The sequence below is a fragment of the Streptococcus halitosis genome (assembly GCF_023147855.1).
Lineage (GTDB): Bacteria > Bacillota > Bacilli > Lactobacillales > Streptococcaceae > Streptococcus > Streptococcus halitosis_B.
Genome location: NZ_JAHXOP010000001.1, coordinates 880,847 through 898,863 on the forward strand (window position 1 = coordinate 880,847; position 18,017 = coordinate 898,863).

Below are 18,017 nucleotides of genomic sequence, written 5' to 3' on the forward strand. Positions count from 1 at the left end.
AAATCTCCTTATTTCTTTAAAACACTTTTTAGTTCTTGAAAATCCAAGACACGTAAGACCAAAACCAAGCCACCATAGACTAGGAAGCCAAGGACAGCATAAATCAAGACATTCACAACAGACGAGAAGTGCATGAAAGCTTGTACAGAATACAAGGCGCCGTACATCAAGAGAGCAGCTAAAAATATTTTTAGCATAGATGGAAGGATCTTGACCTCTTTTAGATACGAACGTGTAAAGTAGAGTTGGATGAGCCAGACTAAACCTTCAGTCGCAACAGATACGATCGACGCTCCAATATAGCCCAGAGGCGGGATCAAGAGGAGATTCAAGCCTACACTGAAAATAGCTGGAATAGTTGTTGACAGCATAAATTCACGATTGCGATTATGAGGTATCAGAATCTGGATTCCCATTATGTTAGTCCAGCCAATAAAGAACATTCTAAAAACCATGATGGCAATCGCATAACGAGCATCTTGGAAGTCTTGCCCTAGGAAAAAATTAACAAAATCTTTGTTGACAATCAAAATCCCCGCAATCATCGGAAAGATGACCAAGTTATACACTAAGAAAGACATTTCATGTAACTTGTTAACCGCCTTTTGATTACCTGATGAGAGGAGATTGGAGACCCGGGGCAACATAACACTACCAAGCGACGTTACCAAAGTCAACAAAATATTCAATAATTTCAAGGCTTGATCATAGATCCCGACATCCTTAGTTGAAGACAAGGCACCTAACATAGTGCGATCTAGCGTGATGTAGAGCGAAATGGCAATCTGTGGCAGAAACAAGAGAATGACTGGCTTGATATGCTCTTTGGCATAGGCTATATCCAGATGTGGCTTACGAATGTGTTCGCGAGCAGGAAGCCACATACTCAACTGCCCTAATAGATCATAGGCAACCAAGAGGATGATATACAAATATAAGTCGGATGGTTTCTTGATAAAGAGGAAAATCGAAACAACACCTAGAAGTTTGACCATTGTGTTACGAGCTGTGATTTTTTTGAAATCTTCTAACCCTTGAAAAAGCCAAGAAATATCAAAACCACGAGACAGCAAACTAAAGCCAAGTATATAGGCAATTGGATTGTTCATCGACGGCACAAGCAAGCAGACAACTATATAAAGCGTAACCGCTAAACAGGTTGAAAGGACTTGTAAACTGTAAATGCCCCAGAAGGTTTTCTGAACATTGTTTCGATGTCCTGAAATCTCCTTGGTCCCATAATTGGCCACCCCAAGTGTCGCTAAGAGTATAAAGTAAGTTACTATTGAGTTGTAGTACCCATAGTAACCTAAGTCATTGGATGAGAAAACCCGAGTAATATAGGGTGTAGTAATGACTGGTAAAACGATTACTAACAGCTGATAAGAAAGATTATATAAATAATTTTTTAATACTTTCACAAGGAGTTCCTCGTTGTAGATTTCTTCGATTCAAATTCAATAACTGGCAAGGTTGCAAATAGAGTAAACATAAAAATATTATAAGACGGGCGAACCCAGAAGGCCTCAAACATACAGTTGACTGTTATTAAGGATAAGGCCGTCAATAGCAAATAATTCTTTTTGCGATAAAGTGACCAAGACCTAACTATGTATAACACGACCAATAAGAGAACTGGAATCATCCCATAGGTAAAGAGCATCTGAACGTAGGAAGAGTCTACATAGTCGTAGCTCAAAACGGATTCTGTACGCCCCCCATAACCGACAAATGATATGCCCCGAATTCCAAACCACTGCACTGCATATTTTTTTAGTGCCTCATGTCCTAGGTGTAATCTCATACTAAAAAAATTGTTTAGAGCCACATACATTGGATGAGACCAGGTAAATTTAGAAGAGAGATAAATCATTACTGAAGACGCTATACCAGCCGATAAAGGAAGTAAAGCAAAAAGCCGTCGCTGTTTATCATTTTGGAAATAAAAGTACAGAAAAATGAGCGCCATTACAGTAATAGAAGCGGCATTAAGCCTCGCATCGCAATATCGAATAATGAAATAAGCCAGACCAAATCCTAAGGCAGTCCGTAAAATAATGAATTTCTTTCTAAAGATATACGATATAGCTGTATATAGATAAAAACAGTGAGAAGCAAAATCAGTTGGATAAATAAAGCCAAATGAATTTCGAACAACGACTCCCGCAGATCGTGATTGGACAAATTGCAAGTTTGGAATAGCACCAATCACGGCCAAGAGCACTATCAATACAATAAAAAACAAGGCTACAACAGAGTATATTTTAAGTACACTTTCCATCTCAGCCTTGTAAAGAAAGACAAGCAGAAACATATACATCAATGCATTAAGGTTCCCAGTCTTATAGTAAACCATGCCCCCAGCAAAAAGAAGAATTGGTGCAAAGATGAGATAGCTTATAGAGTAGTGATGAATATAAGCAAATCGCATAGCAAGTAACAGGACCGCAAAAAAAGGAACTACATTAGGAATATTAGGTAAAACAGGAGCTAACATAGACGTATTGATCATATCTATGGAGACAACCACTATTAAAACTGCTGCAATTAGCAATTTATCACGTTCTAACTTTAACATTTTCTTTTTCCTTTTCTTCTTTCATCTCTAACTCTTACTTAGGATTTTTTTAACTTTTTAAATTGATAATAGAGCCGTGGATACCTACTAATCAAAACATAGAGAATCTTACGTTTCTTACTAACTCTAGCATTCTTCAAAACAATAGGCAAATAGGGCCTCATCTTCTCCTGAAGTCGCTTAAACTCTGCTGGATTTCCATCATGAATCATCGTAAAGATAAGAAGACTTCCTGTAAAGAAGCGAGAAATAATGGCTTCTTGGAGTTCTGAACTCTCAGGATAGGTTGCATTCACAACCTCTTTTAAATGATCGATTGCTTCATAAAACTCGTATTGTTTAGGCGTGAAAGCCGAGGCAGTAATGCTACCAGGTCTATGGTAATAATGGTAAATCGGAAGATGGTACAAAGCCACGGATTGGGCTTGATTGAGATGCTCACTGATAACATAGAGGTCTTCGTAGATGCGCCCCTTGGGGAAGGGAGCTTTCTCAAGAAGTTCTTTCCGATAGAGTTTCCCACAAGCAGAGACCGTTACAAGGTCTCCATAAAGCATCTCAGTCAGAGCCTTTGCCTTGTCATAGACCTTAACTTGGTCTAAATCAAGCTGATCCAAGTGAAAATTTTGAAAACGATGATAGTGAGCTGTTGGCTCTACTTTGCCACTCACCATATCTGCTTGGGTACGACTTTGTAGCTCTGCTAGCAGTTCCAAGGCACAGGGTTCCAGATAGTCGTCTGGATCTAGGAAAGTAATCCAGTCGCCCTTGGCTTTCAAGACCCCATAGTTCCGAGCATCAGACAAGCCACCGTTGACCTTATGGTAGCTAGTCACCCAATCATATTGCTGGGCATACTGGTCACACAAGTGTCCTGAGCCATCACTCGAGCCGTCATCAATCAAGAGGACTTCCATATTCTTGTAAGTCTGATGTTCCAAACTCTCCATGGCATAATGAAGGTAGTCCTCCACATTATAAACAGGCACAATTACCGAAATCATATTTTCTTTTCTTTCTCTTACTTAGTTTTACAGTTTAAATCTCAAATGAGCTTCTATCTGGAAGCAGTTGATCCATAGCCTTGATAAAGTCTGTCATCACCTGCTCCTCGTCTTGAATGTTAAATCCATCATTGATACACATAATTTGGTATTTGCCAGAATTTAGTATCTTCCAAAAATCTGGTCCGGCATTATCCAAAGAAAAGAGTCCTCCCAACTTAGGATTTCCGATAGCGTATTTACCACTGGCAATCTGCCAATACTTAAAGAGCCAAACATTGGTATCAGAAGGATTTCTAAAGCGACTAGCCGAGGTTCTTTCCAAGACAGCTTTTTCCTTTTCCCATACCAAGTTCATCGTTGATCTTAGTAGAGGATAGGGCAGATGACTCTCCCAGAAACCACAGATAAACTGACTATTTCTGTATAGTAGCGACTTAACGATACTTTTTAATCCCTGCTTTGGATCAAAGAATTGGCCATTCTTCAAAATTTCATTTCGACTGAAATAGCTAGTGACAATCTCCATGTCATTTATCTGAAAATTCCCCGTTCCATATCGCTCAGGAATAATCGGTGAAAGAGCCGTATTATATTTGGGTAAACCATCCTCTGAGAAAAAATCTGTCGGCTCGACTGGAGCTGTCAAATACATATCGTCATTAAAAAAAACAAAATGCTCTGAGAGACCAGGGATTCGATGGATGTTACTTTCGATAGGATTGGCAGAAAAAACTGGCAGGTAGTCATTACAGATAATCTCTGTATGATCTACCAACACCAATTTTTCACTATTTATATCTAACCAGCTTGGCTTTTGCTGGTCAGTCACAAGATAGACCTTATTGACCCAAGGGGCAAACTTTTCTACCCCTCTAAACCAATATTTAAAGGTCCCCCATTCTCGGTAAGCCTTGACTGAATTCATACTCTGTTTAGAAGTATTAACCGAGCCATCATAGCTTGATTTTTTTTCTTGCCACACAGGATCATTCCCATCAACCCAAGTCACAACAAAATCTATTTTATTCATAACTAATCTTTTCTATCTGTTTTATACAACTCCGAAAAGTTCTTGATGTAACTCTCCAAAGAAAACAGCTCTTTTTGTCTCTGATATCCTACTCGCCCAAATTTTTCTCTTTTTTCAGAACTATCTAGTAAGAGAGAAATGGCATTAGAAAGTTCTTGAGGACGATTTGGTTTGACTAAGCAACCACTTTTGTCATCTACTACCATTTCAGCTATTCCCCCATTGTTATAACCAACAACTGGTTTTGAACAAGCCATGGCTTCTAGGACTACTGTAGGTAGGGAATCAGGTTTTATACTTGGTAAGACAAAGATATCAAACATATTATAAAGTTCAGAAGTCTTATCGTAGTAATCAATACGATGAATTTGTGACACAACAGATGAAGAAGCTATTCTCTTATCTAGTTCTTCTAAGCGCCATTCTTCACCAGGAAAAACACCTCCAGCTAGGAAAGCCACCGCTTGCTCATTATTTTCCAAAAGTGGCTCGACTGCTTCTATGAAATCATTTTGTCCTTTGATAGCATTGACCCGACCAATCATGCCAATCACAAGTGCATCTTGCGCAATGTCAAATTTTTCACGAATAGAAGACGCATCCATTGGATAATAGACAGCATTATCGACACCGTTATAAATCACTTCCACTTGGCTATCTTTGATAAAGGGAGACTGCTTGATATGATTAGCGACCGCTTGGGACACCGTCACAATCTTGTCTGCATATCGTCCCATGAGCATATTGATAAAGTCAGAAATAGCTTTGGGTTTGACGATAATCTCATGAACATGCCAAATCAAAGGCAGCTTGAGCTTGCGTTTCAAATAGATGCCCTCCAAAACAGCCGCTGTATTATTGTGAACCATATCTATACTGTGTTCTCGAGCATAGAGGGCGATTTGCTTAGCATAGAAATTATAAGAGCGAATATAGTCGGCAATGCCTTTAGGATTAAAGTATTTTCTACGTAGAATCGGATAATCCAACACGCTGACCTGAGCCCCAACTTGGCGCAAAGCCTCGACTAAAACACCGTCATTTGGCAAGATGACGTGAGCTTCAAATTCTTTGGAATCCAATCCTTTGATCAATTCCAGTAAAACCTTATCTGCTCCATACATTTCTGCACCAACATGCAAGTATAAAATCCGTTTCATTCCCTATCCTTTAAACACTTCTTCATAATCTGACACAATCTTTTCCCATGTGAAAGCTGAGAGGATTCTTTGGCTTGACTTGAAATCCAAGTCAGTTATTGCTGCCTGATCAAATCCTTCTACTTCCTCAATGACACGAGCCAACTCATCTTTTTTCCAATAAATGGCCCCGTCTTCACCAACCTCACGGTTAAAACCAACATCTAGCAACAAATTCAGTTTTGTAGATGCTAGAGCTTCCAGTAGAGAAGGGTTGGTTCCTCCAACCTCATGTCCATGGAAATAGGCAAAGGCATGCTCACGAATGTACTTGAGCAACTCTTGGTCATAGACAGTCCCGACAAATTTGACCCTAGGATCTTTATCAAAACCAGTATCTTGTAACAACTGATCGTAAAATTTATTCTGCTCCACATTTGTGATGAGAACAAAGTCCTTTTTGGACTTGGACTTGATAAATTCACGAATCATGGCTTCGTAGTTGTTTTCAGGAACGAATCGTCCCACTACTAGATAATAGCCATTTTCGCTAACTCCTTTTTCCTGATACCAGTTCCGAACCTTGGCATCTTCTGCTTTCAGGATTGAAGGAGTAGTATCCGTTCCATAGGCAATATAGGTGGTCTTTGGTTGGTACTGCTTATAATCCTCTTGGATATATTTTTCAATGTTTTTACTGTCACAGACCAGTAAATCTGCATGTTTGACCATGAGCTGCTCTGAAAATTTCCAATACTTACGAACTGGTAAACTCCACTTTGCTCGCAACCATTCATGACCATCAGGATTTACCAGCAAACGGCCTCCGATTGCACGAATTTTTTTCTTAAGCCCAGAAATAAAAGGGCCAATGCGACAAGCTAGAACGTAAAAAATGGGAGCTTCGTCCTTGTTCTTCTTAGCCAATTCAATAGCCTTGTTGACTGCTGCAATATCGTAAGCGATGGCACGAGCCGGTCCAATATTAGGTACATCAATGTTGAAACAAATGGCTCCATTATGCTCAAACTGGTCATCCGTGATGCCAGATTTAGCTGAATTTTCACGCATACAAGCAACATAGTACTGTATGTTGCTGTCTTTTTGATATTCGGTTAATTTTTCAACAAAGGTTTCAAATCCTCCATACTTAGCAGGAATCCCCTTTGAACCAATAATATAAACTGATTGTTTCATTTCTCTCCTAACAGGCTGAGGGCACAAATCACTTCGCCCCTTCTCTCATAAATACCACTTTGACGGTCTTTAACAATATTTCGATATCTTTCCAGATGGTCCAATCATCAATGTAGGCCACGTCCAGCTTGACAACATCATCAAAGTCCGTGATTTTACTACGTCCACTCACCTGCCATAGACCAGTAATTCCTGGCTTAAAACTAAGACGACGTTTTTGTTCAGGAGTATATTTTTCATACTCATCAACTGTTGGGGGACGTGTCCCAACCAAACTCATATCTCCCATTAAAACATTCCAAAACTGAGGGAGTTCATCTAGACTGGTCTTACGGATAAATCTCCCTATCTTTGTTATACGAGGATCATCATCGACTTTAAACATACCACCTTGCATGGCATTTTGTGCAAGGAGCTCTTGTTTCCTTTTCTCAGCATCCACGCACATAGATCTAAATTTATAAAAAGTAAAATGTCGACCATTTTTTCCGATACGAGTTTGAGAAAAAATAGCGGGTCCGCCATCTTTTCGAATCACCGGAACCAAAACAATACTCACCAATCCACAAATAAGTAGTCCGATAATCGAGCCTATGATATCAATGAAACGTTTAGCAATGACGTGGCTTGTCTTATAAAATTTTGTAGAAAATGTAATGACATTCAAGCCTGCCATTCCGCGAATCTTTTTATCGCTACCTAGATAGTTATTGAAAGCATTCAGATTAACTGTCACATCAATTCCCATTGTTTCAAAAAGAGAGATAAACTCCCCGATGTCATACTCTTCACTTGGTAAATTGATAAAAACTTCATCAACAACTTCATGGGTAGCAAAATCTAAGATGCTCTCTGCAGGTACAACGGTTACGGATGCATGCTGAAAATTAGGCTGATCCAAAACACTGACCGCCACCAATTCCCAAAAAATATCTCCCGACTCTATCAGTCTATCTACAACTTTCTCAACTCTGGAAGTAGCTGTTATCAAGAATATCTTTTTACTCCCCTTGAAATTTGGAAAGATACGTCTCCTATAGCGTTTAATGCACAGATTCAACAAATACAACAAAATAGAATGTATTGTCAAAAAATAAATCATGCCTCGTCTAGAGATACTAAAACGATCTTCTAAAAAGAAGTTTGAAATACTGATGGCTAAAGCAAAGAAAACGATATATTTTGTAGTGCTGATAAACTCAGATAAATAACCCCTTTTAAAAAAATCACGCTCATAATTACTAATGTTAAAAACAACAAAATGCAGAATGAACAAGATGATAACAGAGGTGTTCACAATCTCTGTTTCTCTTACAAAACTAAGTAAATAAGCTAATACAATGACAAGAAAACTCTGGATTACCGCCAAAGTAATCTTCAATCCTTTTTCTTCCATAATATCTTCCCTAAGCTATCTCTTATTTTTTCCCGTAAGAGCCATAAGCTCCATATGATCCATATTTTTCAACCGAGGTATTCAATTTATTTAATACAATCCCTAAGAATGGTTTACTTGTTTGTTCCAATTGTTCTTTGGCTTTTTGGATATCACGTCGATTTGTTTCACCAGCTGCAGTCACCAAAATCGAAGCATCACATTTCTGAGTGATGATAGCCGCATCGATCACAACCCCGATAGGAGCAGTGTCCACAATGATGTAATCGAAGTACTTGCGCAAAGTGTCAAGCATAGTCTTAAAATTCTCACTTTGCAACAAAGCTGTTGGATTTGGAGAAACGGAACCAGCTTGAATGACAAACAAATTTTCAACATTCGTATCACATAACCCTTGTGATAAATCTGTTGTCCCTGATAAGAATTCTGTTAATCCCGTAATCTTTTCACGTGATTTAAAAACACCTGACATGACAGAATTACGAATATCGGCATCAATTAAAAGCGTCTTATATCCAGCACGCGCAAAGGCCCAAGCAATATTAGTAGAAGTAGTTGACTTCCCTTCCCCTGGTTTTACTGATGTAATTGAAATAACTTTTAAGTTATTTCCACTCAATTGTATATTGGTACGAAGCGCATTGTAATACTCCTCTGCTTTTCTTGCCAAATCTAATTTTTTTTGTGCAATTTCTAACGTTGGCATTTTTCTCTCCTATTTCAATTTATCCAAATTTGGAACTACTCCCAATAGTGCAATTTGCATAACATCTTCAACGTCTTCTGGTCGTTTAACACGTGTATCTAGGAGTTCAATAAGGAGAACCGCGACAATCATCACAACCGCTCCAGCGAGAAATCCAATCATGGTATTACGACGAATGTTTGGTGAAGATGGTGAGGTTGCTGAGCGAGCCTCTTCAAGTGTCGTCACATCCGAAACCCGTGTAACACTTATAATCTTTTGAGCTGCAACCTCTCTCAATGAGTTGGCGATGCGACTTGCTTCTTCAGGCGCACGATCTGTAACAGAGATCGATACGATACGTGTATCAGCCGGTACGGTCACCTTGATTTTACTAGCCAAACCTTTTGAAGGAAGATCCAGTTTCAAATCCGTTGCGACCTTCTCCAAAACGTCTTGTGATAGAATAATTTCGCGATAGTCTTTAACCAAGTAAGATCCTGCTTGCAAATCTTGGTTTGTCAATCCAGGCTTATCTCCCTGATTACGATTAACTACATAGATACGTGTCGTACTAGTATATTCAGGTTTTACGATAAAGCTACTGTAGGCAAAGGCTACTACCCCAGTTACGATTGCTACCAGTGCAATTAGAACTTTCCGTTTCCAAAGGATTTTAAGTAATTGAAATACATCAATTTCCATCATATTTTGTTCTTTCATTGTTTCTCCTAAATCAATTGATCCATTATTATTTTTCGTGGGTTATCTTTGAAGAGTTCCTTCGCCTTATCTTCACCATACTTTTTAGCAATGATATCATAGGCTTCTTCCATATGAGGTGGTCTGCGATCCAAGTTATGCATATCACTAGCGATGACGTGAACTAGATCACGTTCCAAGAAATACTGAGCTCTCTTTTTCATGAATTTGTAGGTTTCTCCAAAGAGTTTTGGTTTCAAAACATGAGAACTATTGACCTGGGTATAGCACCCCATATCAATCAGTTCCTGAACTCGCTTTTCATTATTTTCTAGAGCATCATAACGCTCAATATGGGCAACAACTGGTGTAATCCCTAACATGAGAATATTGCTCAGTCCTTTATGTATATCTCGATAGGGTGTATTCATGCTAAACTCAATCAAAGCATAGTGACTATCATTGAGGGTTGGAATCAATTTCTTTTCCAATTTTTCAACAACATCTGGCGTATAGTATATTTCTGCGCCATAGGCGATGACAAGATCATCTGCCACCTCCTTGGCCATTTCGCGAACTTTCAAAAAGTTAGTTGCTATTTTCTCTTCTGGTGTCTCAAACATCCCTTTCCGACGATGAGAGGTGGAAACAATGGTCCTGACCCCTTGACTATAGGCTTCTCTTAAAAGGTTTTTACTCTCCTCTATCGACTTTGGACCATCATCCACATCAAAAACAATGTGTGAATGGATGTCTATCATGCTACTTCCCCTCCATCACATCTTTGATAGCTGCCTTGGCTGTAGCCAAGCTACTTTCATCAATTTCCATCATATAGAGGTTGCTATCTGGCATAGCGTAGGATGGAAGATCCGTTCTACCAGTTCCTTTTAAGTCTTGGGAATTAACCTTATACTGACCACCACTATCCAACTGTGTATTAACCAAGTCCATCATGGTTTCCAAAGGCATATTGGTTTGAAGAGAATCTTGCAATCCTTGAATAATGTTGTCATAATTCTTTAAAGCCTCTGTCGAGGTTAGCTTCTGAATAATGGCAACAATAACTTTTTGCTGGTTCCGACCGCGGTCGCGGTCTCCATCCGCTAGAGAGTAGCGTTCGCGGACAAAACCAAGGGCTTGTTCCGAGTCTAGATGGACATTCCCAACAGGAAAATGGTACTGCCCATGCAAAGAAGTGAAATCTTGGTCATTATAAACATCCACACCACCTAGAAGGTCAATCAATTTCAAGAAAGAGGTAAAATTCAAACGAACATAGTAGTTAATATCAACTCCATATAGGTTTTCCAAGGTATGAATTGATGAGTCTACTCCATAAATTCCCGCGTGAGTCAATTTATCCTTTTGATTATTTCCTCCGTCCGCGATCGGAACATAAGAATCTCGAGGTGTTGTGGTGAGAAGGATTTTCTTAGTATCTCGGTTCACAGTCATCAAGATGTTGACGTCTGAACGAGAAACTGAACTGATAGGTCCGTAGGTATCAATACCACTGATATAAATATTAAAGGATTGATTCTTAGATACCTTTGGTGCCGCAACATCCTTGGTTAGTTTTTTCGTATAGATTTTCTTAATCTTCGAAGCATAATCTGGATACTCTGCTTCAATGATATTTTCAAAGACACTGTTCAAGACAATCGCTTTCGCATCACCTGAAATCAAGCTCTTATAGGCTGCTAGGTAAGATGCACTTTGTTCAACCGCCAAGTCTTTGCTCTGAGTCGTCTTAATATCCGCTATCAATTTTTGGATATTGTCATTATCCGTTTCAGTCGGACCTGTCACACTATCTAACTGGGTAACGTTGTTGATTTCACTATCTTTTAAAACCACAACACTCATCGAATACTCTGAGTAGTTTGATGTCGCATTGATGTGATTAGTCAAGCCCACAAATTGGTGCAGAGCAAATAGCGAAACCGAACTAGTCAACACCGCAAGTACCAAAAAGAAAATCGTGAACTTTTCGGCTTTCTTATATACTATCAAAAGTAGAGCTACGATAGCAGATAGCAAAACTAGAACAGTAGCTAAGATATTGAGATGCCTAAAGGCTAGGATATTATGTCTAAAAATCAAGAACAACAAAGAGCCACTCAATAATAAATAAATGGCTAATAAAGCTATATTAATACTTCGCTTCACATTTCCTGAACGATTTCTCTTTGAACGTCTACTCATGGTAATCCCCTATACACGTTAATAATTATAATTATTATATCACAATCATGAAAGAAATTCCATCCATTCCTGCTAATATCAGCGTTTTCATTCATTTTTTCTTAGCTATATTTTGAATTTATGACTTCTATTAACGGAATCCTTGATCAAACAAAAACAAGGCCCCTTATTATGGGGCCCATTTCTGTTTTTATTTGATATGATTTTCAAACTCTTTCTGGCTCTTTTCAATAGCCTTTTTACTTTCTGCTTCCCACTTAGCCTTGGCTTCATCAAATTGTTTCTTGGTAACAGGATCTTTTTGCAATCTCATGTACTTGTAATTATTTCCGTCACCCTTGATACCTACTAGGGAGTAGGCACGTGTAAACGGAGTTACTTTAGTTACAGAGGCTGTACCACCATTTGACATAGCAGACATGACTAGAGAATTGTCAATCATCCAAGCTTGAGCTTCAGCGTATTTTTCATAACGTTTAGCGACATCTTTGTTCTCGGCATCTGCTTCTTTCAGGAGTTGTGTATAGGTATCTAGACCTAGACTTTTAATGAGCTCTTGGTCTTCCTTGGCGTCAAGACCAAAAATCTTGAGATAGAAGCCGGTTTCAGCATTGAAGGGGTCTAGATAAGTTGATGGATCCTGGTAATCACCAACCCAACCATCAAAGTTTAGGTCGTAGTCACGAGCTGCTGGATTTGGTGCTAGGAAGGCAACATTTCCAAAGTCATCTGTAGAAAGCTGTTGAACATCAATGACGATATTGTCAGAACCTAGTACTGTTTCAAGGGTTTGTTTAACCGAGTTCATACCAGAAACCGCATTTTTATTCGTCTGATCAACAGGAACATCCAAATGAATTGGGAAAGTCACGCCTTGGGCTTCCAATTCCTTTTTAGCTTCTGCAAATTTTGCTTGGGCCTTTTCCTTGTTAAAGTAGGCATCTTGAGCGTCTACCAAATTGATGCCTGACCACTCAGTCCCGTAGTTCACAAGCTTAGAAGCTGTTACTTCTCCAAAGGTCTTATCTCCCACCTGGACAAATGTTGGTGGAACTAGAGTATTACGAAGGGTCTTGCTTGCTGCTTCTTCACCATTAGATTGAGCAGAGTAGGCTGTTCGATCAATACCAAAGTTGATAGCCTGACGGAAGTTTTTATTTAAAATAGCTGTTTGAGTTGATTTCTTTTGTTCGTCCGTTGTTTTAGCAGTATGATTATAGGTCTTACGGTTGACGTTAAAGTTAAAGTACCAAGATGTCTTGTCTTGTAAGCTATAAACGATATTGTCTTGGTATTTTTCTTTTGTCTTAGTATAGTTCGAACTATTTGGATAGACTCCCGCAAGTGAGTAGGCACCACTTTCAAAGTTTCGAATCGTCATCTCCTGATCTGACCCATCAAAGTAGGCTAACTTAACTTTTTCAATGGTCACTTTATCATGGTCATAATAGTGTGGATTCTTCACATACTCGATCGAAGATTTTGATGTGAAATCTTTTAACAAATATGGACCATTATAAAGGATGCTGTCTGGCGTCAAGGTACCGAAATCTTTATCCTTTGATTTCAAGAACTCTTCGTTGACTGGAAAAAGGATACTATTGGTTGTCTTTGAATTCCAATACGGTTCTGGTCGAGTCAAAGTGTACTCGACTGTGTAATCATCCAAGGCTTTGACACCAACAGTCGAAAAGTCATTGGTCACACCCGTCACATAGTCATTCAATCCCTTGATTGAATTTTGGATCAGATCCATGGCTTGCCCCTTGTTGTCAGCGGCATATTTGATCCCAGTGACAAAATCCTGAGCCTTGACTGAAGCATATTCCTCACCATCAGCCGTATACCACTTTGCATCTTTTCTAAGCTTGTAGGTATAGGTCAAACCATCTGCTGAAACAGACCAATCCTCAGCTAGAGCTGGCGTTAGGTTGCCATAGCTATCATTTTCTAGCAAACCATCTACGAGATTGGTAATAACGGCAGTATTATCTGCATAATAATCTAGAAGATAGTTAAAAGTTGTTGGATTCGCACTAAATGTTGATGAATAAGTGCTAGTATTTGTGTTGAACTGTCCACACGCCGAAAGCAAAATACCTGTCGCTAAAACAAGACCTGTCCCGATTAGTCTTTTTTTCATTTTCATCATCTACTCCTCAATCACTCACGAATGTTACGTTTTATAACATAACCATATTTTATCAAATTTATTCAAAAATGTAAAGTTACTGCTTTTATGACAACTGGTGTCTCAAAACAAAAAAAGGAAGCACAGTTTCCTGCAACTTCCCTTTTCTGTTTATAGATTACTTGACATGTTTTTCAAGTTCTTTTTGGTATTTGGCATTTGTTTCGATTTTTTCTTGTTGCCATTTCTTGAAGGCTTCTTCGTATTCTTTTGCAGTCACAACATCATTTTGCAACTCCAATCCTTTGAACACAAATGGGTCTCCCTTGATTCCGACTTGAGAGTATGCTTTTGTGAATGGTACAGTTCGGCTAACAGTTGGAGAACCACCTGAAGAAGCAACTGGGATTAAGAGTGAGCTATCAGACACCCAAGCTTGAGCTTTAGCGTATTTTTCATAGCGTTTGTTGAGGTCGCTGGTTTCAGCTGCAGCATCATCCAAGAGTTTCTTGTATTCGTCCAGTCCAACTTGAGCCATCACTTCTGGATCTTTTCCACGAGTGATACCCAAGTGTTTAAGGGCAGAACCCTTCTTGGCATCAAGAATGTTGAGGTAGGTAGCTGGGTCTTGATAATCAGGGCCCCAACCAGTTCCGTTCAAGTCATAGTCTTTTTGGGATGGAACCTTGGCTTGAGACGTAATGCTCATTTTTTCATTATCAGTCATTTGAAGGACATCGACAATGACATTTTCAGTACCAAGTGATGATTCGATAGACTGCTTGAGTGAGTTAGTTTGCTGAACGGCGATTACATCTGTTTGTTCAACCGGGATATCCAAATGAATTGGGAAGGTAACCCCTTTGCCCTGCAATTCTTCCTTAGCTTTAGCAAAGGCTGCCTTGGCTTTTTCAGGGCTGTAAATCGTATCCTTGCCATCTGTAAGGGCTACATCTTTCCACTGGTCTCCATATGAAACGAGCTCTGCCTGCGCCAACTCTCCAAAGGTTTTTTCGCCCACTTGAACGTAGTCATGAGGCACTAGGCTGTTACGGATAATCTTGTCTGCACCTTCTTCACCATTCAACTGAGCAGTATAAGAATGACGGTCAAGAGCAAAGTTCAGCGCCTGGCGGAAGTTCTTGTTGAGAAGAGCTTCTTTCGTTGATGTTTTTTGAGTTTCGTCTGTTTTGGCTGTTTTATTGTAAGATTGACGGTTTACGTTAACAGTAAGATAGTAGCTTGTCGCTTCTTGTGGACTGTAAACAATCTTATCGCCATACTCTTTTTTAGTTGACTCAAAGTTTGAGCTTGTTGGGAAGAGACGAGCTGTTGTATAGGCACCTTGTGTAAAGCTACGAATCAAAGATTCTTGGTCAGATCCATCGTAGAAAGTTAATTTGACATTGTCAATCTTAACATTGTCCTTATCCCAGTAATTTGGATTCTTTTCATATTCAATGGCTGATTTTGAAGTCAATGATTTCAAGAAATAAGGACCGTTATAAAGGATGCTTGATGGAGTTGGCGCACCGTAGTCGCCCCCTTTAGAATTCAAAAACTCTTCATTTACTGGAAGCATGGTCGCAGTTGTGACTTTAGAGTTCCAGAAACTTTCTGGCTTGTTGAGCGTATATTCTACCGTGTAATCGTCAACAGCCTTGACTCCTACTGTAGAAAAGTCATTGCTTTCTCCACTGATGTAGGCAGCTAATCCTTTGATAGAATCTTGAATCAAAGCAAGACCATCTGATTTCCCGTCAGCAGCATGTTTAAGCCCAGTAACAAAGTCTTTGGCCTTAACTTCAGCGTATTCTTCTCCATCAGAAGTATACCATTTTACACCCTTACGAAGTTTGTAGGTATAGGTCAAGCCATCTTTAGAAACAGACCAGTCTTCTGCAAGCGACGGAATCAAGTTCCCGTATTTATCATTTTCCAAAAGGCCATCGACAACGTTCGCTATAACATCAGAAGTTGAACTCTTGCTCGTCACACTGTAGTCCAAAGATGATGGATCCATAGCATAGACATAAGAGAATGTCTTGGGTGCATCAGCCTTCTTTTCACTTTGCCCACAAGCAGTTAAAAGAAGGACTGTGCTCAGGACGGCACCTGCTCCTAAGAGCCACTTTTTCGATCTCATAAGTAATCTCCTTTAAGATAGTATTTTCACCATTATACCCTATTTTTTCATAAAAGCAAGGGCTTTCGACAGATTTTTTAGAAAATTCTAACAAATATTTTTAAAGACTTTTCTACATATTTTTTTAGTAAAAGAACCTCAAGCTTCAAAAGCTTGAGGTTTGCTCATTTTAGTTAGTCAGTTCCACACAGAAGGCATCCCATGGAGCCAAGACCTGTTTTTCAAGTACTTCTTGAGTCACAGTGTTTTCAATCAAGACCGATTTAACTTTTTCTTCTACTGAAAAGTTTTGTTTTTCATTGGACAAATTAGCCACGACTAGGAAGCGACGATCACCGTCCTTACGGATATAGGCAAAGACCTTATCATCCGTATCAAGCAATTCAAAATCAGCTCGAATCAACCAGCTGTTCTCCTTACGGATTTGAACGAGTTTTTCATAGGTATAGAAAATAGAATCTGGATTTGCCAGTGCTTCTTGAACGTTGATGGCTTGATAGTTTGGATTAACCGCCAACCAAGGTTGACCTGTTGAGAAACCAGCATTTTTGCTTTCATCCCATTGCATCGGAGTACGGGCATTGTCGCGACCAATGACACGGATACTGTCCATGATTTCTTCTATCGGAACACCTTTCTCAAGAGCTTCATGCGCATAGTTGAGGGATTCAATATCTTCTACTTGATCCAGTGTTTCAAACGGATAGTTGGTCATCCCAATCTCCTCACCTTGGTAAATATAAGGTGTCCCTCTCATCAAATGAAGCAAAATCGCAAAGGCTTTGGCAGATTTTTCACGGTATTCTTGGTCATTCCCCCAGATAGAGACGATACGAGGAAGATCATGGTTGTTCCAGAAGAGGGAATTCCAGCCGTCCTCAACTCCTAATTCTGTCTGCCATTTATTGAAAATCTCTTTTAACTTAGTGATATTCAACTCTTTTTGATAGTGCCATTTAGGTTGACCTTCCTGATACTGAAGACAAATATGTTCAAATTGGAAGACCATAGACAATTCTTGGCCCTTTGGATCAGAGTAAAGCTTGGCAATTTCTGGCGTTGCTCCCCAAGTTTCTCCTACTGTCAAGAGATCTTTATCCCCAAAGGTCGCTCGGTTCATTTCCTTGAGATAGGGATGGAGCATAGGCCCGTTATTGACTACCTTCTCATCAGGAATCTTACCGATCATGTCAATAACATCCATACGGAAACCACCAATGCCTTTGTCAATCCAGAAGTTCATCATCTCATAAATTTTCTGGCGAAGTTTTTCATTCTCCCAGTTGAGATCGGGCTGTTTCTTACTGAAAAAGTGAAGATAGTATTGACCTGACTTTTCATCGTATTCCCAAGCAGATCCGCTAAAGATAGACTCCAAATCATTGGGCTCATCCCGCCAGATATAGTAGTCTCGCTCAGGGCTATCAGGATTTTCACAGGCCTCTACAAACCAAGCATGCTCATCTGAAGTATGATTGACCACCAAGTCCATGATGATACGGATACCACGCTTCTTAGCTTCTGCGATCAGTTCATCCATATCCTCCATGTTCCCGAAAATAGCTGCAATTGCTTGATAATCAGCAATATCATAGCCATTATCATCCATAGGACTGTCATAAACGGGAGAAAGCCAAATCGCTGTAATTCCTAACTTAGCTAGGTAGTCTAACTTACTAGTAATTCCTGGCAAATCGCCAATTCCATCTCCGTTACTGTCCATGAAACTCTTTGGATAGACTTGATAGACTACGGCATTGTGCCACCATTTTTCTTGCATCTGTTTACCTCAATATTT

Annotated in this window: 14 protein-coding genes; all 14 read right to left on the minus strand. The window is 39.5% G+C overall.

Annotation, left to right across the window (positions count from 1 at the left end; genetic code table 11):
* Window positions 1–8: 8 nt before the first annotated feature.
* The 14 genes from KZX55_RS04295 to KZX55_RS04360 all read right to left on the minus strand — a co-directional run bounded on the left by KZX55_RS04295 (window position 9) and on the right by KZX55_RS04360 (window position 17,999).
* On the minus strand, window positions 9–1,421 hold the full coding sequence (locus KZX55_RS04295; protein WP_248024957.1) for a flippase: 1,413 nt from the start codon (window positions 1,419–1,421) through the stop codon (window positions 9–11).
* Window positions 1,418–2,578, minus strand: coding sequence for a polysaccharide polymerase (locus KZX55_RS04300; protein ID WP_248024958.1), 1,161 nt, complete (start codon window positions 2,576–2,578; stop codon window positions 1,418–1,420). Before KZX55_RS04300 ends, KZX55_RS04295 begins: the two co-directional genes overlap by 4 nt.
* Before the next feature lie 38 nt (window positions 2,579–2,616).
* Window positions 2,617–3,582: a glycosyltransferase family 2 protein gene (locus KZX55_RS04305; RefSeq protein WP_248024960.1), complete on the minus strand. Its 966-nt coding sequence runs from the start codon at window positions 3,580–3,582 to the stop codon at window positions 2,617–2,619.
* 34 nt (window positions 3,583–3,616) lie between these two features.
* A complete protein-coding gene (locus tag KZX55_RS04310; RefSeq protein ID WP_001033091.1) occupies window positions 3,617–4,615 on the minus strand; it encodes a Stealth CR1 domain-containing protein in 999 nt (332 codons plus the stop codon).
* A 2-nt stretch (window positions 4,616–4,617) separates the two neighbouring features.
* Window positions 4,618–5,775 carry a glycosyltransferase family 4 protein gene (locus tag KZX55_RS04315; RefSeq protein ID WP_248024962.1) on the minus strand — a complete coding sequence of 386 codons (1,158 nt, stop codon included), beginning with the start codon at window positions 5,773–5,775 and terminating at the stop codon, window positions 4,618–4,620.
* A gap of 3 nt (window positions 5,776–5,778) precedes the next feature.
* On the minus strand, window positions 5,779–6,951 hold the full coding sequence (gene cps2T / locus KZX55_RS04320) for a beta 1-4 rhamnosyltransferase Cps2T (protein WP_248024965.1): 1,173 nt from the start codon (window positions 6,949–6,951) through the stop codon (window positions 5,779–5,781).
* Between the two features lie 28 nt (window positions 6,952–6,979).
* Window positions 6,980–8,347: a sugar transferase gene (locus tag KZX55_RS04325; RefSeq protein WP_248024967.1), complete on the minus strand. Its 1,368-nt coding sequence runs from the start codon at window positions 8,345–8,347 to the stop codon at window positions 6,980–6,982.
* Window positions 8,348–8,369: 22 nt separating this feature from the next.
* Window positions 8,370–9,053: a tyrosine-protein kinase gene (locus KZX55_RS04330; protein WP_001142501.1), complete on the minus strand. Its 684-nt coding sequence runs from the start codon at window positions 9,051–9,053 to the stop codon at window positions 8,370–8,372.
* Window positions 9,054–9,062: 9 nt separating this feature from the next.
* Window positions 9,063–9,755 carry a capsular polysaccharide biosynthesis protein gene (gene cpsC, locus KZX55_RS04335; protein WP_248024969.1) on the minus strand — a complete coding sequence of 231 codons (693 nt, stop codon included), beginning with the start codon at window positions 9,753–9,755 and terminating at the stop codon, window positions 9,063–9,065.
* Window positions 9,756–9,763: 8 nt separating this feature from the next.
* Window positions 9,764–10,495 carry a capsular polysaccharide biosynthesis protein Cps4B gene (cps4B, locus tag KZX55_RS04340; RefSeq protein WP_248024971.1) on the minus strand — a complete coding sequence of 244 codons (732 nt, stop codon included), beginning with the start codon at window positions 10,493–10,495 and terminating at the stop codon, window positions 9,764–9,766.
* A gap of 1 nt (window position 10,496) precedes the next feature.
* Window positions 10,497–11,942, minus strand: coding sequence for an LCP family protein (locus KZX55_RS04345; RefSeq protein WP_248024974.1), 1,446 nt, complete (start codon window positions 11,940–11,942; stop codon window positions 10,497–10,499).
* A gap of 190 nt (window positions 11,943–12,132) precedes the next feature.
* Window positions 12,133–14,094, minus strand: coding sequence for a peptide ABC transporter substrate-binding protein (locus tag KZX55_RS04350; RefSeq protein ID WP_248024976.1), 1,962 nt, complete (start codon window positions 14,092–14,094; stop codon window positions 12,133–12,135).
* A gap of 157 nt (window positions 14,095–14,251) precedes the next feature.
* The gene (locus tag KZX55_RS04355; RefSeq protein WP_248024978.1) at window positions 14,252–16,219 is read right to left on the minus strand and encodes a peptide ABC transporter substrate-binding protein; all 1,968 of its coding nucleotides are present in this window, start codon (window positions 16,217–16,219) and stop codon (window positions 14,252–14,254) included.
* 169 nt (window positions 16,220–16,388) lie between these two features.
* Complete coding sequence (locus KZX55_RS04360) at window positions 16,389–17,999, minus strand: glycoside hydrolase family 13 protein (protein WP_248024980.1); 1,611 nt, start codon at window positions 17,997–17,999, stop codon at window positions 16,389–16,391.
* Window positions 18,000–18,017: the final 18 nt, after the last annotated feature.

Bases quoted from the DNA above. Each gene is read 5' to 3' on its own strand.
- KZX55_RS04300 (WP_248024958.1), bottom strand. From the start codon at position 2,578: ATGTTAAAGTTAGAACGTGATAAATTGCTAATTGCAGCAGTTTTAATA.
- KZX55_RS04305 (WP_248024960.1), bottom strand. From the start codon at position 3,582: ATGATTTCGGTAATTGTGCCTGTTTATAATGTGGAGGACTACCTTCAT.
- KZX55_RS04310 (WP_001033091.1), bottom strand. From the start codon at position 4,615: ATGAATAAAATAGATTTTGTTGTGACTTGGGTTGATGGGAATGATCCT.
- KZX55_RS04315 (WP_248024962.1), bottom strand. From the start codon at position 5,775: ATGAAACGGATTTTATACTTGCATGTTGGTGCAGAAATGTATGGAGCA.
- cps2T (WP_248024965.1), bottom strand. From the start codon at position 6,951: ATGAAACAATCAGTTTATATTATTGGTTCAAAGGGGATTCCTGCTAAG.
- KZX55_RS04325 (WP_248024967.1), bottom strand. From the start codon at position 8,347: ATGGAAGAAAAAGGATTGAAGATTACTTTGGCGGTAATCCAGAGTTTT.
- KZX55_RS04330 (WP_001142501.1), bottom strand. From the start codon at position 9,053: ATGCCAACGTTAGAAATTGCACAAAAAAAATTAGATTTGGCAAGAAAA.
- cpsC (WP_248024969.1), bottom strand. From the start codon at position 9,755: ATGAAAGAACAAAATATGATGGAAATTGATGTATTTCAATTACTTAAA.
- cps4B (WP_248024971.1), bottom strand. From the start codon at position 10,495: ATGATAGACATCCATTCACACATTGTTTTTGATGTGGATGATGGTCCA.
- KZX55_RS04345 (WP_248024974.1), bottom strand. From the start codon at position 11,942: ATGAGTAGACGTTCAAAGAGAAATCGTTCAGGAAATGTGAAGCGAAGT.
- KZX55_RS04350 (WP_248024976.1), bottom strand. From the start codon at position 14,094: ATGATGAAAATGAAAAAAAGACTAATCGGGACAGGTCTTGTTTTAGCG.
- KZX55_RS04355 (WP_248024978.1), bottom strand. From the start codon at position 16,219: ATGAGATCGAAAAAGTGGCTCTTAGGAGCAGGTGCCGTCCTGAGCACA.
- KZX55_RS04360 (WP_248024980.1), bottom strand. From the start codon at position 17,999: ATGCAAGAAAAATGGTGGCACAATGCCGTAGTCTATCAAGTCTATCCA.